This is a genomic window from Citrobacter freundii complex sp. CFNIH4 (assembly GCF_002934505.1).
Classification (GTDB): Bacteria; Pseudomonadota; Gammaproteobacteria; order Enterobacterales; family Enterobacteriaceae; genus Citrobacter; species Citrobacter freundii.
The window spans coordinates 4,610,728-4,632,737 of sequence record NZ_CP026231.1 but is presented as its reverse complement, the minus strand read 5'-3'; the positions used below and the strand labels follow the sequence as shown (position 1 = coordinate 4,632,737).

17 protein-coding genes are annotated in these 22,010 nt (G+C 52.3%); 8 read left to right on the top strand and 9 right to left on the bottom strand.

The features are described from left to right. Positions 1-80 precede the first annotated feature (80 nt). From C2U41_RS23725 to gldA, 4 genes are all read left to right on the top strand, one after another. Positions 81-1,814: a phosphoethanolamine transferase CptA gene (locus tag C2U41_RS23725; protein WP_048216979.1), complete on the top strand. Its 1,734-nt coding sequence runs from the start codon at positions 81-83 to the stop codon at positions 1,812-1,814. A gap of 151 nt (positions 1,815-1,965) precedes the next feature. Next, positions 1,966-2,814, top strand: a complete 849-nt coding sequence (locus tag C2U41_RS23720) for an AraC family transcriptional regulator (protein ID WP_044701855.1) — start codon at positions 1,966-1,968, stop codon at positions 2,812-2,814. A 247-nt stretch (positions 2,815-3,061) separates the two neighbouring features. Next, positions 3,062-3,724, top strand: coding sequence for a fructose-6-phosphate aldolase (gene fsa, locus C2U41_RS23715; RefSeq protein WP_048216980.1), 663 nt, complete (start codon positions 3,062-3,064; stop codon positions 3,722-3,724). 12 nt (positions 3,725-3,736) lie between these two features. After that, positions 3,737-4,840, top strand: coding sequence for a bifunctional L-1,2-propanediol dehydrogenase/glycerol dehydrogenase (gldA, locus tag C2U41_RS23710; RefSeq protein WP_048216981.1), 1,104 nt, complete (start codon positions 3,737-3,739; stop codon positions 4,838-4,840). An 86-nt stretch (positions 4,841-4,926) separates the two neighbouring features. Here gldA and katG read toward each other — a convergent pair whose 3' ends face one another. From katG to C2U41_RS23690, 3 genes are all read right to left on the bottom strand, one after another. Further along, the gene (gene katG, locus C2U41_RS23705; RefSeq protein WP_048216982.1) at positions 4,927-7,107 is read right to left on the bottom strand and encodes a catalase/peroxidase HPI; all 2,181 of its coding nucleotides are present in this window, start codon (positions 7,105-7,107) and stop codon (positions 4,927-4,929) included. A 166-nt stretch (positions 7,108-7,273) separates the two neighbouring features. Next, positions 7,274-8,161, bottom strand: coding sequence for a methylenetetrahydrofolate reductase (gene metF / locus C2U41_RS23700; protein ID WP_003028830.1), 888 nt, complete (start codon positions 8,159-8,161; stop codon positions 7,274-7,276). Positions 8,162-8,318: 157 nt separating this feature from the next. Continuing rightward, on the bottom strand, positions 8,319-9,227 hold the full coding sequence (locus C2U41_RS23690) for a LysR family transcriptional regulator (protein ID WP_048216983.1): 909 nt from the start codon (positions 9,225-9,227) through the stop codon (positions 8,319-8,321). An 89-nt stretch (positions 9,228-9,316) separates the two neighbouring features. Here C2U41_RS23690 and C2U41_RS23685 point away from each other — a divergent pair, with 89 nt between their 5' ends. Beyond that, entirely contained in the window at positions 9,317-9,694 is a 378-nt protein-coding gene (locus C2U41_RS23685) for a carboxymuconolactone decarboxylase family protein (protein ID WP_003028825.1), read from the top strand. Between the two features lie 38 nt (positions 9,695-9,732). Here the strand turns inward: C2U41_RS23685 and C2U41_RS23680 are convergent, their stop codons facing one another. Next, positions 9,733-11,289 carry a bifunctional metallophosphatase/5'-nucleotidase gene (locus tag C2U41_RS23680; protein ID WP_048216984.1) on the bottom strand — a complete coding sequence of 519 codons (1,557 nt, stop codon included), beginning with the start codon at positions 11,287-11,289 and terminating at the stop codon, positions 9,733-9,735. 133 nt (positions 11,290-11,422) lie between these two features. Here C2U41_RS23680 and C2U41_RS23675 point away from each other — a divergent pair, with 133 nt between their 5' ends. After that, positions 11,423-12,598, top strand: coding sequence for a hypothetical protein (locus C2U41_RS23675; RefSeq protein ID WP_048216985.1), 1,176 nt, complete (start codon positions 11,423-11,425; stop codon positions 12,596-12,598). Positions 12,599-12,633: 35 nt separating this feature from the next. Here the strand turns inward: C2U41_RS23675 and metL are convergent, their stop codons facing one another. Beyond that, complete coding sequence (metL, locus tag C2U41_RS23670) at positions 12,634-15,066, bottom strand: bifunctional aspartate kinase/homoserine dehydrogenase II (protein ID WP_003028820.1); 2,433 nt, start codon at positions 15,064-15,066, stop codon at positions 12,634-12,636. A gap of 2 nt (positions 15,067-15,068) precedes the next feature. Beyond that, complete coding sequence (gene metB / locus C2U41_RS23665; RefSeq protein WP_048216986.1) at positions 15,069-16,229, bottom strand: cystathionine gamma-synthase; 1,161 nt, start codon at positions 16,227-16,229, stop codon at positions 15,069-15,071. Positions 16,230-16,493: 264 nt separating this feature from the next. Here metB and metJ point away from each other — a divergent pair, with 264 nt between their 5' ends. Beyond that, complete coding sequence (gene metJ / locus C2U41_RS23660) at positions 16,494-16,811, top strand: met regulon transcriptional regulator MetJ (protein ID WP_003028816.1); 318 nt, start codon at positions 16,494-16,496, stop codon at positions 16,809-16,811. 52 nt (positions 16,812-16,863) lie between these two features. On the opposite strand, the gene C2U41_RS23655 is transcribed toward metJ, so the two are convergent. The 3 genes from C2U41_RS23655 to rpmE all read right to left on the bottom strand — a co-directional run bounded on the left by C2U41_RS23655 (position 16,864) and on the right by rpmE (position 19,600). Continuing rightward, on the bottom strand, positions 16,864-18,288 hold the full coding sequence (locus C2U41_RS23655) for an MFS transporter (protein WP_048216987.1): 1,425 nt from the start codon (positions 18,286-18,288) through the stop codon (positions 16,864-16,866). A 78-nt stretch (positions 18,289-18,366) separates the two neighbouring features. Further along, positions 18,367-19,047 carry an oligogalacturonate-specific porin KdgM family protein gene (locus C2U41_RS23650; RefSeq protein WP_003028811.1) on the bottom strand — a complete coding sequence of 227 codons (681 nt, stop codon included), beginning with the start codon at positions 19,045-19,047 and terminating at the stop codon, positions 18,367-18,369. Between the two features lie 340 nt (positions 19,048-19,387). Further along, positions 19,388-19,600, bottom strand: coding sequence for a 50S ribosomal protein L31 (rpmE, locus tag C2U41_RS23645; protein ID WP_003028810.1), 213 nt, complete (start codon positions 19,598-19,600; stop codon positions 19,388-19,390). 204 nt (positions 19,601-19,804) lie between these two features. Between rpmE and priA the strand changes: the two genes are divergently transcribed. Continuing rightward, entirely contained in the window at positions 19,805-22,003 is a 2,199-nt protein-coding gene (gene priA, locus C2U41_RS23640) for a primosomal protein N' (protein WP_048216988.1), read from the top strand. Positions 22,004-22,010 lie beyond the last annotated feature (7 nt).

The following is a 22,010-nucleotide window of genomic DNA, read 5'->3' as shown; positions in this document are numbered from 1 at the left end:
ATCCTGAGATCGTGATGCTTCAGTTCCTCTTAATGTTTAGTCGCTACTCTTGGCGCTACGATTAAAGACAGGCTCACATTATGCAATCCTTACAACTCCAGTCTAAACCCGCCTTTAGCTGGAAAGCCCTGGGTTGGGCGCTCCTCTATTTTTGGTTTTTTTCCTCATTACTGCAGGCCGTTATCTATTTTAGCGGCTATAGCGGATCTACCGGCCTACGCGACTCCCTGCTGTTCAGCTCGCTGTGGTTGATCCCGGTATTCTTATTTCCAAACCGTATCCGCATTATTGCTGCCGTCATTGGCGTAATTCTATGGGCGGCCTCGCTGGCAGCTCTGAGCTATTACGTCATTTACGGGCAAGAGTTCTCGCAAAGCGTTCTGTACGTAATGTTTGAAACCAATGCGAACGAAGCCAGCGAGTACCTGAGTCAATACTTCAGCCTGAAGATCGTCTTAATTGCGCTGGCATATACAGCAATGGCAATTCTGCTATGGACACGTCTGCGTCCGGTACATATTCCATCACCCTGGCGCTATCTGGTGTCGTTTGCACTGTTATACGGATTGATTCTGCATCCGATGACAGTGAACACATTTATCAAACATAAGCCGTTTGAAAAAACGTTGGATGGCCTTGCTTCACGTATGGAGCCCGCCGCGCCGTGGCAATTCATCTCCGGGTATTATCAGTATCGTCAGCAGTTGACCTCGCTCAATAGCCTGCTGAATGAGAACAATGCCCTGCCGCCGCTGGCCAACTTTAAAGACAGTTCAGGTGACGCACCGCGTACGCTGGTACTGGTGATTGGTGAGTCAACGCAACGTGGCCGCATGAGCCTGTATGGCTATCCGCGTGAAACGACGCCAGAACTGGATGCGCTGCATAAATCCGATCCTAACTTCACCGTATTCAATAATGTCGTGACTTCCCGTCCGTACACCATTGAAATCCTGCAGCAGGCGCTGACCTTCGCTAACGAGAAGAACCCGGATCTGTATCTGACTCAGCCGTCCCTGATGAACATGATGAAACAGGCGGGTTATAAAACCTTCTGGATCACTAATCAGCAGACGATGACCGCCCGCAACACCATGCTGACGGTGTTCTCTAAGCAGACGGATAAACAGTTCTATATGAACCAGCAGCGTACGCAAAGTGCGCGCGAATATGACAGCAACGTGCTGGCGCCATTTAAAGAAGTACTGGCCGACCCGGCACCGAAAAAGTTCATCATCGTGCATCTGCTGGGTACGCATATTAAGTACAAATTCCGCTATCCGGATGGCCAGGGTAAGTTTGACAATAATATCGACCATGTTCCCGCAGGTCTGAGTAACGATGAGTTGGAAGCCTACAACGATTACGACAGCGCGAATGTTTACAACGATCATATTATTGCCAGCCTGATCAAAGACTATAAAGCGACCGATCCGAACGGCTTCCTGCTGTACTTCTCCGATCATGGCGAAGAGGTTTACGATACGCCACCGCACAAAACGCAGGGTCGTAATGAAGACAACCCAACGCGCCATATGTACACGGTGCCGTTCCTGTTGTGGACTTCGGAAAAATGGCAGGCCGCGCACCCGCGTGACTTCTCACAGGATGTGAATCGTAAATACAGCAGCTCAGAGCTTATCCACACATGGTCTGACTTAGCGGGCTTCACCTACGATGGCTTCGATCCAACTCGCGCCATTACCAATCCGCAGTTCAAAGAGACAACCCGCTGGATTGGCAATCCGTACAAGAAAAATGCCCTGATAGATTACGATTCCCTGCCTTACGGCGATCAAATCGGTAATCAATAACCGTCTGCCGGATGCGCTACGCTTATCCGGCCTACAGCTCGCAAAGACTTGTAGGCCGGATATGGCATTAGCCGCCATCCGGCAATAATCACTTGAGGGCGATTGTTTTCAACGTTACTGTTTCCCTGTCTGCTGCCTGCAAGGGATTAACATGTATCACGACGTCAGCCATCTTCTCTCCCGCCTGATTAACGGCCCCACGCCGCTGCGGCAGATTTATTTCGCCAGCACCAATAGCACAACGCCGGAACTGGCGTATCAGGTCGATTTTCCCCGGCTGGAAATTGTGCTGGAAGGTGAATTTGCGGATTCTGGCATCGATAAGGTGCTTACCCCCGGCGATGTCTTGTTTGTTCCGGCTGGCGGCTGGAATATTCCGCAGTGGGCCACACCGGTCACGACACTCAGCATTCTGTTCGGCAAACAGCAACTGGGTTTCAGCGTCGTCCAATGGGACGGCAAGCAATATCAAAACCTTACCCACCAGAACGTCGCTCGGCGTGGGCCGCGTATTGGCTCTTTTCTGCTGCAAACGCTCCATGAGATGCAAATGCAGCCGCAGGAGCAGCAAACGGCCAGGCTAATCGTTGCGAGCTTGCTGAGCCACTGTCGCGATCTGCTCGGCAGCCAGATCCAAACCGCATCACGTAGTCAGGCGCTTTTCGACGCCATTCGCGGCTATATTGACGAACGCTACGCTTCACCGCTCACCCGTGAATCCGTCGCACAGGCGTTTTACATTTCACCCAATTACCTCTCCCACCTGTTTCAAAAAACGGGCGCTATCGGTTTTAACGAATACCTGAACCACACGCGACTGGAACACGCAAAAACGCTGTTAAAGGGTTACGAGCTGAAGATCAAAGACGTGGCGCACACCTGTGGGTTTATTGACAGCAACTACTTCTGCCGCCTGTTTCGCAAGAATACTGAACGTTCGCCGTCAGAGTATCGTCGGCAGTATCACAGCCAGTTGACGGAGAAAAAAACTGACCAGTAATACTCGCATACTGGGACAGAAAACGGAGACAAAGGTAATATTTACTGGATTTTTGTATTATCAAAAAACATATACCATCACATATCACTTACATGTGAGGTATCTCTCACTTTTATAGACATATTACATTTATCCAGCTTTTGACAGATTTGTCAGATAGCACCGCGTGACGAAACACTCTTATTCTGTGCATAGCAAAGCAACCCGGCAACGGGCAGCTAACGGAAAACGTAGAGGGTGTTTTTGTATGGAACTTTATCTTGATACCGCCAACGTCGCGGAAGTCGAACGTCTGGCCCGCATCTTCCCTATCGCGGGCGTCACCACCAACCCAAGCATTGTGGCAGCAAGCACAGAATCCATCTGGGATGTGCTGCCACGCCTGCAGAACGCCATTGGCAAAGAGGGCATTCTGTTTGCCCAGACCATGAGCCGGGATGCGCAGGGCATGGTGGAAGAAGCTAAACGCCTGAGCAATGCGGTGCCCGGTCTGGTAGTGAAAATCCCGGTGACATCCGAAGGTCTGGCCGCGATCAAGATGCTGAAAAAAGAGGGTATCACCACGCTGGGAACCGCCGTTTACAGTGCTTCTCAGGGGCTACTGGCTGCGCTGGCAGGAGCGAAATATATCGCGCCTTACGTTAACCGTATCGACGCGCAGGGCGGCGACGGAATTCGCACGGTACAGGAACTGCAAACGTTACTGGAACTGCATACACCGAACAGCATGGTGTTGGCGGCCAGCTTTAAAACTCCGCGCCAGGCGCTGGATTGCTTGCTGGCAGGATGTGAAGCAATCACCCTGCCATTAGACGTAGCGCAACAAATGCTCAATACCCCTGCGGTAGAGTCAGCGATAGAGAAGTTTGAGCAGGACTGGAACAACGCATTTGGTCACATCAACCTGTGAGGGAAATAAAGTATGGATCGCATTATTCAATCACCTGGTAAGTACATCCAGGGTGCTGATGTTATTACCCGTCTTGGCAGCTACCTCAAACCACTGGCAGAGCGCTGGCTGGTCGTTGGGGACAAGTTTGTCTTAGGCTTTGCCCAACCTGCGCTGGAAAAAAGCTTCCATGACGCCGGATTGGCGCTGGAAATTGCACCATTTGGCGGCGAATGTTCGCAAAACGAAATCGACCGCCTGCGTGGCGTGGCAGAAAAAGCGCAATGCGGGGCCGTGCTCGGTATCGGCGGCGGTAAAACGCTGGATACCGCCAAAGCGCTGGCGCACTTTATGGGTGTACCGGTCGCCATTGCGCCAACCATCGCCTCCACCGATGCACCGTGTAGCGCACTGTCCGTCATTTACACTGATGCCGGTGAATTTGACCGCTATCTGCTGCTGCCGAACAACCCGGACAGGGTCATTGTTGATACCAAAATTGTCGCGGGCGCACCGGCGCGTCTGCTGGCAGCAGGTATCGGCGATGCGCTGGCAACCTGGTTTGAAGCACGCGCCTGCTCACGCAGCGGCGCAACAACCATGGCGGGTGGTCAATGCACTCAGGCCGCACTGGCGCTGGCGGAGCTGTGCTTCAATACGCTGATCGAAGAAGGTGAAAAAGCGATGCTGGCTGCAGAGCAGCACGTGGTTACACCAGCACTGGAGCGCATTATTGAAGCCAACACCTATCTGAGTGGCGTCGGTTTTGAAAGCGGTGGTCTGGCAGCGGCTCACGCCATTCATAACGGTCTGACCGCAATCCCGGATGCACATCATTATTACCACGGCGAGAAAGTGGCTTTCGGTACGCTGACGCAGTTGGTGCTGGAAAACGCGCCAGTCGATGAAATAGAAACCGTTGCCGCGCTGTGCCATTCCGTTGGCTTGCCGATTACCCTGGCGCAACTGGATATCAAACAGGATATTCAGGCGAAAATGCGCATTGTGGCTGAGGCAGCCTGTGCCGAAGGCGAAACCATCCACAACATGCCTGGCGGCGCAACGCCGGACCAGGTGTATGCCGCCCTGCTTGTGGCTGACCAGTACGGTCAACGTTACCTGCAAGAGTGGGAATAACCTGCAAATAGAAAATCCCCGCAAATGCGGGGATTTTTTTATTCCTACCATGCCGGATCCGCGCAAGCGGCATCCGGCATCGTCTGTTACAGCAGATCGAAACGATCCAGGTTCATCACTTTCACCCATGCGGCCACGAAATCTCTCACGAACTTCTCGTGGGCATCGCTGCAGGCATAAACTTCAGCCACTGCGCGCAATACAGAGTTAGAACCAAATACCAGATCGGCGCGGGTTGCGGTGTATTTTACTTCGCCGCTCAGACGGTCACGACCTTCAAAAAGCTCTTGTGACTCATCAACCGCCTTCCACTCATGGCGCATATCCAGCAGATTGACGAAGAAGTCAGTGCTGAGTACGCCTGGACGATCGGTAAAGACACCGTGCTGGCTACCATCAAAGTTGGTGCCCAGTACGCGCATACCGCCCACCAGCACGGTCATTTCCGGTGCGGTTAGCGTCAGCTGCTGTGCTTTATCGATCAGCAGCGACTCGGTGGTCGATACGTCAGGACGGGCGCGGTAGTTACGGAAGCCATCGGCGATCGGCTCAAGCAGTTCAAACATCTCAATATCCGTTTGATCCTGGCGCGCATCCACGCGGCCCGGCGCAAAAGGTACCTTAATGCTGACGCCCGCAGCACTTGCCGCCTGCTCGATACCAACAACCCCGGCCAGCACGATAATATCGGCCAACGAGGCGGTATGGGCAGACTTATAAATCCCTTCCAGCACAGGCAGAACGCGTGCTGCGGTGGCATTCACATCCCAGCTGCGCTGTGGATCCAGCGCCAGACGCGCACCGTTAGCGCCGCCACGTTTATCCCCACCGCGGAAAGTCGATGCCGACGCCCATGCTACTGATACCAGTTCGCCCACGGACAGCCCGGAAGCGGCAATGGTCGCTTTCAGTTTCAGGATATCTTCTTCGCTTGGGTTGAAGAACGCATGTGGCAGCGGGTCTTGCCAAATCAAATCTTCTTTTGGCACTTCCGGTCCGATGTAACGCGCTTTTGGCCCCATATCACGGTGCGTCAGTTTAAACCACGCACGAGCAAACGCTTCGTTGAACGCCTGCGGATCGTTCAGGAAACGGCGGGAGATTTTCTCGAACTCAGGATCGAAACGCAGCGTCAGGTCGGTAACCAGCATCGTCGGCTTACGTTTTTTCGATGGATCAAACGGATCAGGAATAATTTCTGGCGCGTCAACCGCTTCAAACTGAATAGCGCCTGCCGGACTGCGGGTTTGTACCCACTCGTATTTGAACAGGTTCTCGAAGAAATAGTTGCTCCATTGGGTTGGCGTCTGCGTCCAGACCACTTCCAGACCGGATGTAATGGCATCCGCGCCCGCGCCGCTGCCGTAGCTGCTCGCCCAGCCCAGGCCTTGTGCTTCAATCGGTGCGGATTCAGGATCGGCGCCTACGTGCGAAGCCGGTGCAGCTCCGTGGGTTTTGCCCAACGTATGACCACCGCCAATCAGCGCCACGGTTTCTTCGTCGTTCATACCCATATTACCGAAGGTCGCGCGAATAGCTGCTGCCGCTGAAAGCGGTTCGCCGCTATGGTCCGGCCCTTCCGGGTTCACATAGATAAGGCCCATTTCGGTTGCGCCCAACGGCGCTTTGGCCAGTTCTTCCGGGTGACGGTGAGTCAGCCAGGCTTTTTCATCACCCCAGTTTACGTCGAGATCCGGTTCCCAGACATCTTCACGACCAGCACCAAAGCCGAAGGTGCGGAAGCCTGAGTTTTCCAGCGCCACGTTACCCGCGAGGATAAACAGGTCGGCCCAGGAAATTTTCTGGCCATATTTCTGCTTGATTGGCCACAGCAGACGACGCGCTTTATCAAGGCTTACGTTGTCCGGCCAGGAGTTCAGTGGTGCAAAACGCTGCTGTCCGCGACCCGCGCCACCGCGTCCATCGATGGAGCGATAGGTCCCTGCACCGTGCCATGCCATGCGGATAAACAATCCAGCATAGGTTCCCCAGTCAGCGGGCCACCACGGTTGAGATTCGGACAGAAGGGCTCTGAGATCCCCTTTCAGGGCAGAGTAGTCGAGTTTGCTAAACTCTTTGCGGTAGTCGAAGTCCTCACCCAGCGGGTTAGAACGGTTGGAATGTTGGTTTAAAAGATCAACGCGCAGTTGATTTGGCCACCAGTCGCGGTTGTTCGTTCCTGCTCCCGCGCTCTGGTCGTGACCGCCCTGATGAAAAGGACACTTACCGGCAGTTGATGTGTTCTGGCTATCGTCGGACATGCTCATCTATATGCTCCCTTTACAGTGTTCTGACTACGATATACACCACCAGTGATAAGATATAGTCGAAATAACCCACAGATTCGATAGCTAATTCCTTTTATATTTTACGTTACAGAGATGTAGATCAAAATGATCAACAAAAAGCCCTCCGTAGAGGGCTGGGATCTGTTTAGTTCGGTCTTACACCCAGTGTGTGACAAATAGCGTAGCTCATCTCGGCACGATTAAGGGTATAGAAGTGAAAATCCTTCACCCCTTCGCGGCTGAGAATCTTCACCATGTCCATGGCGATATTAGCGCCCACCAGCTTGCGGGTTTCCGCGTCATCATCCAGACCATCAAACATGGTCGACATCCACGCCGGAATGCGGACGTTGGTCATGTCGGCAAATTTTTTCGCCTGCTTAAAGTTGGAGACTGGCAGGATACCCGGAATAATTTCCACATCGATACCCGCAGACACGCAGCGATCGCGAAAACGCAGATAGCTTTCTACATCGAAGAAAAACTGGGTGATCGCCCGGTTCGCACCGGCATCAACCTTACGCTTCAGGTTCAGCAAATCAGCCTGAGCGCTCTTCGCTTCCGGGTGCACTTCCGGGTAAGCCGCAACGGAGATATCAAAGTCTGCAACGTCTTTCAGTAGCGTCACCAGGTCAGAAGCATACATATCCGGTTTACCGCTTCCCGGCGGCAAATCACCGCGCAGGGCAACAATATGACGAATACCGTTGTTCCAGTAGTCCTGAGCAATGGTACGCAGCTCATCACGGGTCGCATCAATACAGGTCAGGTGCGGCGCTGCTTCAAGACCCGTGCGATCCTTAATGCCTTTAATAATGCTGTGCGTACGGTCGCGCTCACCAGAGTTTGCACCGTAAGTGACTGAAACAAACTTCGGCTTCAGGCTGCTCAGGCGATCGATGGAGTTCCACAGGGTTTGCTCCATTTCACTGGTGCGCGGCGGGAAAAACTCAAATGAAACGTTAATCTGACCGGCAACTTCTGCCAGGCTCTGATTCAGGGCTTCCCGCTGGTTGGCGTGAAAAAAGCTCATACCTTACCTCATCAATCTTTTGTCGTTATATGTTGTGTTGTGAACTGCTATACGTTTAGACGTCTAGATGTAAAAATGACGGAAAAGCATGCTGGCGTCAACACAAAAATCATCGCTAAAGGTGAGGAATACTCAGTCAACGTGAAAAAAATTCACATCAGTCTGAATTGATGAGGGATTGCGCCATGACCGTCTGCAGCCACTCTAATTTCTTTACGTTTTCAGGCAGCATCAGCAGCCCCGTGCTAATACGCAATTCGGTATCGGTAAGCGGCAGGAATATCACCCCCCGACGTTGGATAGCGGAAAAAGAGGCCGGAAGCAGACTCAGACCTTCACCCTGCGCGATCCGCGCCAACAACACATCATGTTCCAGCGGTTCTTCAATACAGGCAGGAGAGTAACCAGCATGACTAAAAATATGTCGGGTGTAATCAAAAAAGGCAGGGTTACGTTCACGTTTGAACCAGAACAGCGGTCGGTGGCTCAGCGACTTTAATGAGAGTGACGACAGCGCCGCCTCTGGCCAGAGCGCGGGTAAGGCGACGATCATCGATTCTTGCCAGCCGAGCGGCGTGACGCTAAGCCCCGAAGTCTCAAGCGGTAACGCCACCAGCGCGGCATCCAGCTTTCCACGACGCACCATACGCGCGAGTTCAGGCGAACCATGACGGACAATATGTCGCTTCTGCGCATGCGTAGTCAGCTGTGACTCAAGCGCAGCAAAAACGCCCTGTTCAAACGCCGTGCTTAACCCTAAGCGCAGAGATGGCTCCCCGACTTGCGTTAATTGACTCAACGCAGCGTAGGTTTTGTCCTGAAGATCAAGCAGCGGGCGTACCATTTCAAGTACGCGCTGGCCGTCCTCCGTCAGCGTTAATCCACGGGTATGACGGACAAACAGCGTGACCCCCAGGCGATCTTCAAGCTGGCGAATGTGGCGGCTCAACGGTGGTTGCGACATAAACAAGCGCTGCGCAGCCCGGCTCATATTGTTCTCTTCCGCTACTACGGAAAAGTAGCGCAGTAGACGAATATCCAGAGAGTGTAATGGCGATGTTGTCATACCGAAAAGGTATCACGGAAACGGTATTATCCAAATCATTCTACGCCCCCTATTCTCTCGCCATACGCCACACCTACGAGGGAAAAATCATGGAATCAGAACGTTTTATTACCGGCCAGAAAATGCTGCAACAGGTAGATGGTAAAGGGGGAGAGGCCGTCGTTGAGAGCCTGAAGGATATCGCGCCGGATTTTGCCCGCTACCTGCTGGAATTTCCGTTTGGCGACATCTATGCACGTCCAGGTCTGGACCTGCGCAGCCGGGAAATTGCCACTGTCGCCGCTTTAACGGCAATGGGCAATGCCGCCCCGCAGTTGAAAGTGCATATTGGCGCGGCATTACACGTTGGTTTAACGCAGGATGAGATCGTTGAAGTGATTATGCAGATGGCCGTATATGCCGGCTTCCCTGCCGCACTCAATGGTTTGTTCGCCGCGAAAGAGGTGTTTGCCTCTCACAGAGGCTAAAACAACAGGCCAGCGGATTGTCTGCTGGCCTGAGCTCACTATGGTTTCACATCTGCCACACGCATGCCTTTAAGCTGCTCATCCGTCAGCGTATTTCCCGCTTTGAAATAGTCAACGACAGCATTAGAGACATAGTAACCTCCGGAGGTATTTCGCGTTTTTCCTTCGGTAAATGCCGTAAAGCCATCACCGCCGTCTGCCAGGAAGCTATTGGTGGCAATGTGATAAACCGTGGCATCCTCAATCGGTTTACCGTTTAACGTTAGTACGGTGACGCGCTGACCGACTGGTTTACTGCTGTCATACTTCATCTCCAGTCCTTTGGACACCTGCAATACACCGTTGCTTAAACCCGCGCCGTGCTCCATCAGGCTACGCAACTGTTTACCGGTGAGATCCATTGTTGCCAGCTCGTTGGGGAACGGGAAGGTGCTAATGACTGCACCCATCGTGATAGCACCTGCTGGGATTTCATTACGGATACCGCCCGAATTAGTGAGCGCTAATTGAGTATCTTTACCTGCCGCCACCAGCAACGCATCTGCCGCCAGATTGCCCAACGAAGAAGATTCACCGTAAGCACGCGTCAGCTCAACCGGAGAGTTTGCAACCGTCTGTTGTACCACCTTATCAAGCTTTTTATTCCAGCCATCAATGACCTGTTTCGTCTGCGGGTCTGGCTGCCACTCATCAGCATAAATGGTCTTCAGCTCGAAGTTCTTCACGGTAAATTGATGCGGTTTCTGCTGATAATCCAGCACCAGTTTACCCACATCAATACCGCCGCTGTCGGTAGAAAGAATCAGAGTGTTACCGACTTTAATCGGCTCCGGCGTGCCCACATGCGCATGGCCGGTAATCAGGATATCCAGCCCCTTTACCTGACCTGCGGTCTGGATGTCTTTATCCAATGCACGGCGCACATCTGTACTTCCCTGACTAGACTGACGCGCTGGCGTACCTTCATGGATCAGCGCCACAGTGAGATCGACTTTACCTTTAAGCTCATCGATATAGCGTTGCAACCACTTCACTTCATCCCGCGCTTCAATACCGACACGTGTCGCAGCAGAAACCGTATCATCAAAAGCAAACACGCCGTGCAGGCCAATCACACCAATCTTCACGCCATCTTTTTCAATAATGGTGTAAGGCTTATCCCAGAACATTTTGCTGCTGTTCTGATAAAAGATATTACCCTGCACGATGGGGAATTTCGCCTGACTCAGTTGTAGTAGCGTGTTATCCCAACCGTGATCGAATTCATGATTACCCATGGTGACAGCATCAAAATTCATGGTGTTCATGATATCGATAATCGCCTTACCCTTGGTCAGGCTGCTGATATACGGCCCGGTAAAATAATCACCGGCATCAAAAAACCAGGTGGCGCTATTTTTCGTTTTTTCCTGCTTCACCATCGTCGTGATATTAGCCCAACCACCAATATCACGCGTGCCATTAGCAATCCATGGGACTTTATAAGGTTCAACGTGGGCGTGAAGATCGTTGGTATAGATAATCGTGACATCTTTGGCACTCGCCCAAAGCGGCAACGATACCAGAACACCAACAGCAAGCATTTTTAACTTCATAATCAATCCCTTTCAGTCATATAAAGAATCGCTACGTTACGTTCTGAAAGGTTTTTTTATGTGAGAAAACTCACATCCACTGGTGATAGTCGCGGGTCAAAATCAACGACCATTAAAAATCGTTGGTAATACGATGACGTCACTGTTCACCATCAATTGCTGTAAGTCCTTCGGCTGTAAAAATCTGGGGCTGGCGAGCTCACCAGATTACAGCTGGCCCGAGTATCGGTTGGGTTATGCTGCGCTGCATTGCCGGGCATGCGGCAGCTATCCCCCGCTGTTTAATGAGGAACAGTTTGGTGGGTGGTTGTCAGCATATTTAACGGATTTTGCCGCCCAAAGCGGTCATTTTTGCCCACTATGTTATCAGCGGGAAACCATCCTCTATGGGCATAATCCTCAGGGCAGCCAACGCGTTCAGTGCCGGAGCTGCAAACATGTCTGGACACCAAAGCAGCAGCCGCTCACCACCATTGTTCCACCAGAACAAATAGCGACGGTTCCCTTAATCGTCCCTTTTCAGGGAGCCTGCACCGACCAGAAACTTTATGTATTACTCAGTTTTGACGCTATTCGCGGCAATATTTTGCATATTTCCAGTAATTTCACGCCCCATCTCGTAGGGGATACATTACGATACCGCTGGCGTAACAACGTTGAACCCGCGGTCATTCATGACGATATCGTTGAACGAGTAAGACAGAGGGAAACCCTGTTTTTACGCCGCAGCCAGTTTGATGAAATCCAGTACGGCAGTGCCATGCTCAAACGAAATGCCAATGGCGCAGTTTTACGCCCGGTCATTACCGCGCACGGACATTTCCGCATACTGAGCCATCTCTGGCCTGAGGTAAAAACGCACATTATTGCCCACGAATGTTTTCTGCGCGGCGCGGCGATTACCGCATGGGCGCAGCAATATCGCGATCATCACGCTTCGCTTTGGTTTATTGATGAAGAGATCAATAGCGATAAGTGCACACTGCCCTGGCGATTACTGGGTAAAACCTGGCAGGGGTGGTGGCGAAACCAGTGGCAAATTTGGCAACAAGGCGACACACGCAAAATGGTGTGTCTGTTAACGGAGGGTCAGGTTGAAAAAGGGGCGTCAATCACACTGGCGGCAGGCCACCATTTTCTCGTCTGGTTACAGCAGCAGGCGGAGTTTCGGGATAGCGCCCGTTACTCGGCTCATTCGGTGTTTCAGACGATAAGGACGCTGGCGGAGCAATACAACACCCTGATCACCCAGCGCGATTTGCCCGGTGGCGCTGCCGCTTACCGGGCCTACGGTTCATGCCATATGTAAGCCGGATAAGCGTAAGCGCTATCCGGCAACACAAACTACAGCAACTGCGCTAAACGGTTGATGTCAGACTGAATCGCCCCAGCGGTGACGTCACGGCCCGCGCCCGGTCCACGTATCACCAGCGGGTTATCGCGATACCAGCGGCTCTCTATGGCGAATACGTTATCGCACGGCAACAGCGCCGCCAGCGGGTGTTCAGGGCGAACCGCTTCAACACCAACGCGAGCTTTGCCGTTAGCATCAAAACGCGCCACATAGCGCAGCACCAGCCCCATTTCACGCGCCGCTTCCAGACGCTGCACCATCTGCTCGTTCAGCTCATCGCCATTCTCAAAGAAATGGTCAATAGAGCCTTCTTCACAATGCGCAGGCACCAGCGATTCCACGCGAACCTGGTCCGGTTCGATGTCGTAACCCGCTTCACGCGCCAGAATCACCAGCTTACGCATCACATCTTTGCCGGAAAGATCTACGCGCGGATCGGGTTCAGTCAGACCCTGTTGCCATGCCTGATCCACCAGATCGGTGAATGGGACCGTGCCATCAAATTGCAGGAACAACCACGACAACGTGCCGGAGAAGATCCCGCTGATCGACAAAATAGTATCGCCACTATCAATCAGATCGCGCACGGTATGGTTGATCGGCAAACCTGCACCCACGGTGGCGTTATATAACCAGTGGCGACCCGTTTTTTCGAAAGCGTCATGAATCTGGCGGTAATTATTACTGCTGCTCGCCCCGGCCAGTTTGTTGGCGCTGATGACGTGGAAACCATGGCTGGCAAAATCCAGATACTGATCCGCCAGTTGCTCGCTCGCGGTCACATCCAGCACCACTAAATCATCATACGGGTGAGCACGCATCCACAGGAATAGAGACTCTTCATCCTGCTCTACCGCCTCGTCATCAAAGAAAGCTAACGCGCGGCTGGCATCCAGCCCTTCGTAATTCAGCAGGCTACGACGGCTATCAACCACACCCGCCAGCACAAACTCTAATCCGGTACGCGCCGAGAGCGTGCTCTGCTCGCGAGCGAACAGCTCCAGCCAGCGCGACCCAATGTTACCTTTGCCGAACAACACCAGACCAATGCGTTTTTCAGCACGGAAGATTGACTGATGCAGACCCTGAATCAGGCTCTCCGTTGGCCCAGTACGCAGTACCGCGACCAGGCTGATGCCCTCTTCCGACTGCCAGGTGAATTCAACCGGCTGACCTTTCAACTGTTGCCAGAAACGGTGGCAGTGCAGCGGATTACGGGTGACGCCCGCCCCGACCATCGCCACCAGCGCCAGCCCCTGGCGCAGACGCAGCTCGCCTGGCAGGCCAGCTTCATCCAGAATTTTCAGCGCGCTGTCAGCGACTTCGGAGGTGTAGCAAAATTGCAATAGCTGGCGGTCAGGATGCACGCCCACTGCCAGCGGACGCACCTGGCTACGTTTTAAAACCTGGTCAATCTCTTTATAAGCCAGCTTAAAATCCTGGCCAGTCGGAACCAGAAACTCGATCAGGCAGACGTCATCATGACTGGTCACAATACGCGCCCCGGTACCGGAGGCCAGTACTCGCTCAATACGCGTTGAACCCTGCTCTGGGGTATAGCTACAACGCAACTGGAGATCGATATCGCTACCGGAAACCGGCTGTAAGGTACGGGCATGGAGAACCGGTGCCGCCAGACGCGCCAGCTCGCTGGCTTCATCCAGACGCAGCAGCGGCAGCAAACAGGCGTCTTTTACTTTACGCGGATCCGCGCTGTAAACCCCAGCGACATCGCTCCAGATAGTTACTCGGGAAACGCCCGCCAGCGCACCAACCTGCGTCGCCGAGTAGTCAGAACCGTTACGCCCCAGTAGCACTGTTTCACCGGCATTGCTGCGGCTAATAAAGCCGGTAACCACCAGGCGTTTACCCGGATGCTGCGCCAACAGTTGCTGCAGTAATGGGTAAGAAAGACCTTCATCTACCTGCGGCTGGGCACCGCGTTCAGCACGTAAAAAATCGCGCGCATCCAGCCAGGCCGACTCCAGCCCCTGTTGATTAAGGACGGCAGACATCAAACGCGCGGACCATACCTCACCATGCCCAACAACCTCAGCATAGACGGCATCGTTCACGCCGCTGTCGAGTAACCCGGCCAGGCGTTCCAGATCGTGAATAAACGCGCCAATCAGTCCATCCGCCACCTCGGGAGGTAACAAACCGCTGATAAGCTCACTTTGATAGCGACGTAACGCCTGTTGAACCTGATGCGCAGAAAGGCGATCGGTCTGGCTTAATTTCAGCCAGCTAATCAACTGGTTAGTGGTACTGCCTGCGGCTGAAACAACCATCATGTCATCAGGCTGCGAGTAATCCGCCATAATGCCTGCGACACGCAGATAACATTTCACGTCTGCCAGACTACTACCACCAAATTTGTGCAGTTGACGACCCTTCGCCCCTGCCTGCGCAATCACACTCATGTTTACCCCTTGTTTGCAGCCCGGAAGCCATTTTCCAGGTCGGCAATTAAATCTTCGCCATCTTCAATACCGGTGGAGATACGCAGCAGCGTTTCGGAAATTCCGGCAGCAGCACGCGCTTCTGGTGCCATGCCCGCGTGTGTCATAGTTGCGGCGTGGGAGATCAGACTTTCAACGCCCCCTAACGATTCCGCCAGCGTAAACAATGACAACCCGCCGAGGAAACGGCGCAGCGTTTGCTCATCGCCATCCAGTTCAAAACTTAACATCGCGCCAAAGCCTTTTTGCTGACGCGCAGCAATCTCATGGCCCTGATTATCCGGCAATGACGGGTGATACAATTTTTTCACCAGCGGCTGAGTTTGCAGATAATCGACTATCGCCTGAGCATTACGTTGCGCCACCTCCATACGAGGAGACAAAGTACGCAGGCCGCGCAACAGCAGATAACTATCAAACGCGCCGCCGGTCACACCAATATTATTCGCCCACCATGCCAGTTCAGTGACCGTTTCCGGATCTTTGGCTATAACCACACCAGCCACCACGTCTGAGTGACCGTTTAAATATTTCGTGCATGAATGCAACACCAGATCGGCGCCTAATGCCAGTGGATTTTGCAGTGCCGGGCTTAAAAAAGTGTTGTCCACCACGCTGACCGCGCCAGCGTCGCGCGCCAGCCGGCAGATTTTCGCAATATCCACCACGCGCAGCAGCGGGTTGCTTGGGCTTTCTACCAGCACCAGCTTCGGTTTTTCTGCCAGCGCCGCCTGCAACGCCTGTTCATCGCCTTGATCGACAAACAGTACGCGATAACAGCCACGTTTTGCCAGACTGTCAAACAGTCGGTAGCTCCCGCCGTAGCAGTCGTGCGGTGCAACCAGCAGATCGCCAGGCTTAAGGAAGACAGTGGTCACCAAATGAATCGCCGACATGCCAGTATTGGTCAGTACAGCACCTGCACCACCTTCCAGTTCCGCCAGCGCACGCTGAACGACATCACGCGTTGGGTTGCCGCGACGCGAATAGTCATGAACACGGGGTTCATTAAATCCGGTAAAGTTATAGGTGCTGGAGAGGTGAATCGGCGGGACAACGCAACCGTACTGTTCGTCGTCATTTAACCCGCTACGCACTGCGATGGTGGCCTGTTTACGCGTCATATTGAGAAGATCCTGGCTGAGTCGGTGAAAAGTCAGGCACCAGAGTAATCATTGTTACTATAGCCGTCAATACATCTGGACATCTAAACTTCTTTGCGTATAGATTGAGCAAACTGGAAATAGCCGTTAAAATTATATGCATTAGCGTACATCTGCGTCGGCTACTTCGTGTCAGGGCCGCGCCACTACGATAAACTACGCACAATTATGGTCCGGGCTCAGGTTCTGGCCTCAATATTAATGACAAAGAGGATTAGGTATCTCATGGCTGAATGGAGCGGCGAATATATCAGCCCATACGCTGAGCACGGTAAGAAGAGTGAGCAAGTCAAAAAAATTACGGTTTCCATTCCTCTGAAGGTGTTAAAAATCCTTACCGATGAACGCACGCGTCGTCAGGTGAACAACCTGCGCCACGCCACCAACAGCGAACTGCTGTGTGAAGCGTTTCTGCATGCTTTTACCGGGCAACCATTACCCAACGATGAAGACCTGCGTAAAGAACGCAGTGATGAAATCCCGGAAGAAGCAAAGGTAATCATGCGTGAACTGGGTATCAACCCGGAAACGTGGGAATACTGATTGTTAGAACAGATGAGAAAAGGCGGGATTGCTCCCGCCGCTTCTCGCTATGTTACTTACTGATACCATTAAGTTTATTCAATGTTTCTTCCATTTTGAGCGTCTCTTTACGGTTCAATGGATAGAAATAAATCAGAATAACCGCGGCCAAAAACAGGCATAACGCCGGTAAAAGATTCGCCATCGTATAGATGTTTTCCTGCACAATGCTGGTTTGCACAGCGCCACCTGTTGACGATGATTGATAACCAATGATGGCCAACATAAAGCCGCCAATGGCTCCTGCACACGCCTGACCAACCTTGCGGGCAAAGAAGTTCACACCATAGACGGTACCATCCTCGCGATCGCCGGTGACATACTGGTGATAATCACACACATCGGTCATAAACGCCCAAATCATCAGGTTGAATAGTCCAGCCCCCAACGTCGCCAGGAACAGGAAAACCAAATAGACTTTCGCGTCGGTAATGTGGATGAAGTACATAATCAAATACATCGCTACTGCAAAGAGTAGCGCGCCGACGCTGGCCTCTTTTTTACCAAACCGCTTTGTGAGCCAGGATGCCGATGGTGCCAGCAAAACCAGGGAACCAAAGGTAAACAGCAACGCGACTGACATCGCCTCTTTATTGTGGAAATAGTCATTAAACAGGTAAGTCATATTGGTACCGGACAATCCCTGATTAATCACAATCAGCAAATCCACAACCACTAAAACAATCAGCGCCTTATTGCGTACCAGTCCCTTCAGCAACACCGAAACGGGCATGCTCTCTTTTCTCTCCACGCGCACGCGTTCGGTCGTTAACTGACAGGTCAAGGATAAAAAGATAAAGCCCAGCACTGCGCAACCAATGGAAATCCAGAAGAAGTGTTGCCCGGAAATCACCTGGCTTCCGTCCACCAGGGTGGTGTACATCAGGATCGGGATGAAAAAGCCGGTTGCCCCACCGCCGATAGCTGACCCAACGCTGCGCCAGGTTGACAGCGAGACACGATCATCCGGATTCGAGCTAATCGCCGCAGACATAGCACCGTACGGAATACTCACGGTCGATAACAGCGAACCGTAAATGAAATAGGAGCAACAGATGTAGATAATTTTCGCCGTATAAGAAAAATCATTCACAAACGGCAGGAACAGGACAACTGCAATGATGCAAAATGGATACTTCATGCGACGCACCCACGGGTTAAAACGTCCATGTACCGTCAATTTAGAGGTATCGCATAAGCGCCCTACACCAACATCAACGAACGCATCAAAGAGTTTGGTCACAAAATAGAGTGAGCCAACAATAACGCCGGAAATACCGAGGACGTTAGTGTAATAAATCATTAGAAAACTATTAACCAAGCCAAGAATAAAACAGGTTCCGAGGTCACCACATAAATAACCAATTTTATCTCGAATTCCGAAAGGTCTGACGGCAGTGGGTTCATTATTTCCGATAATAGTTCCATCATTAGACATGATGTCAACTCCTTAGACATATTATTCACACAAACTATGCTTATCGATGTAATCAGTCGATATGAAAGCTATTACCGGTTAGAAGTTATAACCAAGACCGACACGATAACGGGTCTGACGATCGTCTGTCGTTGTTGTGTTATAACCCGAGGAAACGTTACCAACCTCAACAAATGGAACCCAGGAGCCTAGTTTATACGCCACGCGGAAGTTATATTCATAATCATCTTTCCGGTTGTTATATAAATCTTCGCTATCGGCAATTTTATAAATACCATTTAACTCAAACATCCAGTCATTGACGTTATAACCAAGCCAGGCTTCCGGACGATAGACCATGCGGTCATCTTTGCCGTCAGTGTTTCTGCGCATGTACTCCTGACGATAGCGGAACGCGGTCCACCAGCTGTCGTTAATGTTGTACTGCACGCGGATATAAGGTTTATAAATCGTGATGTTATCGCCCGTTTCGATCGCAATACCTGGCTGCCAGATAAGATCCCGCCAGGTAAACTGGTAGCTTGCAGTATACTCGTTGCCATTACTTTCCATATTATTCCACGCATCATTAGATTGCGTATCTTCGGAACGTGAAATGGCTTCGACTGCGACACCAAAACCAGTCGCAAAACGGTGAGACATATAAACACGATCGTAATTACGCCCATCGTCATAATATTCATGCCGGTAATCAACATAACCCGCTTGTGCGGCCGCAGAGAATAATGGAATCAGTAATAACGCAGATTTAAATTTCATGACAATCCCTCTTCACACTCAACAACGGAAATTCCCCATCTCGTCCCGTCCATTAATGGGAAACGATGAAGGATTAAGAATAATTTTATATTTCCACGAAAGTGTATTTTAGAAAGAAAGCAGAAACCTTTGGTATTTTGCCAACAATTGGCATGAGTGGCAGAAATCAGAAGATAAAAATGACGCAGATCACTACTAGAAACATTTTACCTAAAAAAATAAAAACACTGTTTCATTTATTAAACAAAAAACATCATTCAACACATCAATATAAATTTTAGTCTTCAAGCGCAGATACAAAAAAAGCGCCATAAGGCGCTTTTTTTCTGACAGCTGAAACTTACTTGCTGCCTGGGATGCTGAAACGCTTGTTGAAGCGATCAACACGGCCACCGGTAGCAACATCACGCTGCTTGCCAGTATAGAACGGGTGGCACTTGCTGCACACGTCGAGGTTCAGATCGTGACCGACAGTAGAGCGGATTTTAATGACGTTACCGCAAGAGCAGTTTGCAGTAATTTCTTCGTATTTCGGGTGAATATCTTTTTTCATGGGAAAACCTCGGTTTAAGGCCGCGTCGCTCTTCCAGCCCTAACGCCAGACACCACGCGATGTTAATAGTATAGGTCAGTGATACAAATTTGTATCAAAGGCGGCGAATCATACAGAAATTAACCTGCTCATGCAAACTGATCCGCATTCTACCCTCCACTAATGTGTATACTAACCCGCCAGATTTCAAGTCAGGATGATTCAATGCCCGTTGCGCACGTTGCCTTACCTGTTCCGCTACCTCGCACCTTTGACTACCTCCTGCCGGAAGGCTTGAGCGCCAAAGCCGGGTGTCGTGTACGCGTGCCTTTTGGCAAGCAGCAGGAGCGCGTGGGTATCGTCCTGTCCGTCAGCGAGCACAGTGAACTACCGCGGAGCGAATTGAAAGCCGTTCTCGAAGTGCTGGACAGCGAACCGGTCTACTCAACCTCTGTCTGGCGTCTGCTGTTGTGGGCGGCGGATTATTATCATCATCCTATCGGTGACGTACTGTTTCACGCTCTGCCAATTTTACTGCGCCAGGGACGTCCGGCGACAAACGCGCCCATGTGGTACTGGTTTGCCACTGAAGAAGGCCAGGTTATTGACCTCAACAGCCTGAAGCGTTCTCCCAAGCAGCAACAGGCGCTGGCTGCGCTACGCCAGGGAAAAATCTGGCGCGACCAGGTGGCTGAACTGGAATTTAATGACGCCGCATTACAGGCACTGCGGAAAAAAGGGCTGTGCTCCCTGGCGAGCGAAACGCCAGGCTTTAGCGACTGGCGTACGCACTACGCGGTTTCCGGTGAGCGTCTGCGGCTGAATACCGAACAGGCCACCGCCGTCGGGGCGATCCACAGCACATCAGACAGTTTTAGCGCCTGGCTATTAGCGGGCGTGACGGGATCGGGTAAAACAGAGGTCTATTTAAGCGTACTGGAAAATGTGCTCGCCCAGGGCAAACAGGCGCTGGTAATGGTGCCGGAGATTGGCCTGACGCCGCAAACTATTGCCCGTTTTCGCGAACGCTTCAATGCGCCGGTCGAAGTCCTGCACTCGGGTTTAAATGACAGTGAACGTCTTTCGGCATGGCTGAAGGCGAAAAATGGTGAAGCGGCAATTGTTATCGGCACGCGCTCGTCGCTGTTTACGCCGTTTAAAAATCTGGGCGTGATTGTCATCGACGAAGAGCACGACAGCTCTTATAAACAGCAGGAAGGCTGGCGTTATCATGCGCGCGACCTCGCGGTTTATCGCGCCCATAGCGAACAAATTCCCATCATTCTCGGCTCAGCCACCCCTGCGCTGGAAACGCTGTGCAACGTGCGGCAGAAAAAATACCGCATGTTGCGCCTGACGCGCCGTGCCGGGAATGCACGCCCAGCCACTCAGCACGTGCTGGATCTCAAGGGTCAGCAGGTACAGGCCGGGCTCGCCCCTGCGCTTATCGCCCGTATGCGTCAGCATCTGCAAGCGGATAACCAGGTGATCCTGTTTTTAAACCGCCGGGGTTTTGCGCCTGCCCTGCTGTGCCACGACTGTGGCTGGATTGCTGAATGCCCGCGCTGCGATCACTACTACACGCTGCATCAGGCGCAACACCATCTGCGCTGCCATCATTGCGACAGTCAGCGTCCGATACCGCGTCAATGCCCTTCCTGCGGCTCAACGCACATGGTTCCGGTAGGACTCGGCACCGAACAGCTTGAGCAGGCTCTGGCGCCTTTTTTCCCCGGCGTGCCAATCTCACGCATCGATCGCGACACTACCAGCCGCAAAGGGTCGCTGGAGCAACATCTGGCAGAAGTGCATCGCGGCGGCGCGCGAATCCTGATCGGCACGCAAATGCTGGCGAAAGGCCACCATTTCCCGGACGTCACCCTGGTGGCGCTGCTGGACGTTGACGGCGCGCTGTTCTCCGCAGATTTCCGGTCGGCAGAACGCTTCGCCCAGCTCTACACGCAGGTTTCCGGGCGTGCTGGCCGCGCCGGGAAGCAGGGCGAAGTGGTACTGCAAACGCACCACCCTGAACATCCGCTGCTGCAAACCTTGCTGTATAAAGGGTATGACGCCTTTGCCGAGCAGGCGCTGGCAGAGCGACAAACGCTCCAGCTTCCCCCATGGACCAGCCATGTGATCGTGCGGGCAGAAGATCACAACAACCAGCATGCGCCGATGTTCTTACAGCAGTTACGAAATCTGATTCAGGCCAGTCCGCTGGCCGATGAAAAACTGTGGGTGTTAGGCCCAGTTCCCGCCCTGGCGCCCAAACGTGGCGGTCGCTATCGCTGGCAAATTTTGTTGCAGCACCCGTCGCGAATTCGCCTGCAGCATATCGTCAGCGGAACGCTGGCGCTGATTAATACGTTACCCGATGCACGTAAGGTTAAATGGGTGCTGGATGTCGATCCCATCGAGGGATAATCCCTCA

Excerpts from the sequence above, each read along its gene's own strand:
- C2U41_RS23725 (WP_048216979.1), top strand. The coding sequence starts at position 81 with ATGCAATCCTTACAACTCCAGTCTAAACCCGCCTTTAGCTGGAAAGCC.
- C2U41_RS23720 (WP_044701855.1), top strand. The coding sequence starts at position 1,966 with ATGTATCACGACGTCAGCCATCTTCTCTCCCGCCTGATTAACGGCCCC.
- fsa (WP_048216980.1), top strand. The coding sequence starts at position 3,062 with ATGGAACTTTATCTTGATACCGCCAACGTCGCGGAAGTCGAACGTCTG.
- gldA (WP_048216981.1), top strand. The coding sequence starts at position 3,737 with ATGGATCGCATTATTCAATCACCTGGTAAGTACATCCAGGGTGCTGAT.
- katG (WP_048216982.1), bottom strand. The coding sequence starts at position 7,107 with ATGAGCATGTCCGACGATAGCCAGAACACATCAACTGCCGGTAAGTGT.
- metF (WP_003028830.1), bottom strand. The coding sequence starts at position 8,161 with ATGAGCTTTTTTCACGCCAACCAGCGGGAAGCCCTGAATCAGAGCCTG.
- C2U41_RS23690 (WP_048216983.1), bottom strand. The coding sequence starts at position 9,227 with ATGACAACATCGCCATTACACTCTCTGGATATTCGTCTACTGCGCTAC.
- C2U41_RS23685 (WP_003028825.1), top strand. The coding sequence starts at position 9,317 with ATGGAATCAGAACGTTTTATTACCGGCCAGAAAATGCTGCAACAGGTA.
- C2U41_RS23680 (WP_048216984.1), bottom strand. The coding sequence starts at position 11,289 with ATGAAGTTAAAAATGCTTGCTGTTGGTGTTCTGGTATCGTTGCCGCTT.
- C2U41_RS23675 (WP_048216985.1), top strand. The coding sequence starts at position 11,423 with ATGACGTCACTGTTCACCATCAATTGCTGTAAGTCCTTCGGCTGTAAA.
- metL (WP_003028820.1), bottom strand. The coding sequence starts at position 15,066 with ATGAGTGTGATTGCGCAGGCAGGGGCGAAGGGTCGTCAACTGCACAAA.
- metB (WP_048216986.1), bottom strand. The coding sequence starts at position 16,229 with ATGACGCGTAAACAGGCCACCATCGCAGTGCGTAGCGGGTTAAATGAC.
- metJ (WP_003028816.1), top strand. The coding sequence starts at position 16,494 with ATGGCTGAATGGAGCGGCGAATATATCAGCCCATACGCTGAGCACGGT.
- C2U41_RS23655 (WP_048216987.1), bottom strand. The coding sequence starts at position 18,288 with ATGTCTAATGATGGAACTATTATCGGAAATAATGAACCCACTGCCGTC.
- C2U41_RS23650 (WP_003028811.1), bottom strand. The coding sequence starts at position 19,047 with ATGAAATTTAAATCTGCGTTATTACTGATTCCATTATTCTCTGCGGCC.
- rpmE (WP_003028810.1), bottom strand. The coding sequence starts at position 19,600 with ATGAAAAAAGATATTCACCCGAAATACGAAGAAATTACTGCAAACTGC.
- priA (WP_048216988.1), top strand. The coding sequence starts at position 19,805 with ATGCCCGTTGCGCACGTTGCCTTACCTGTTCCGCTACCTCGCACCTTT.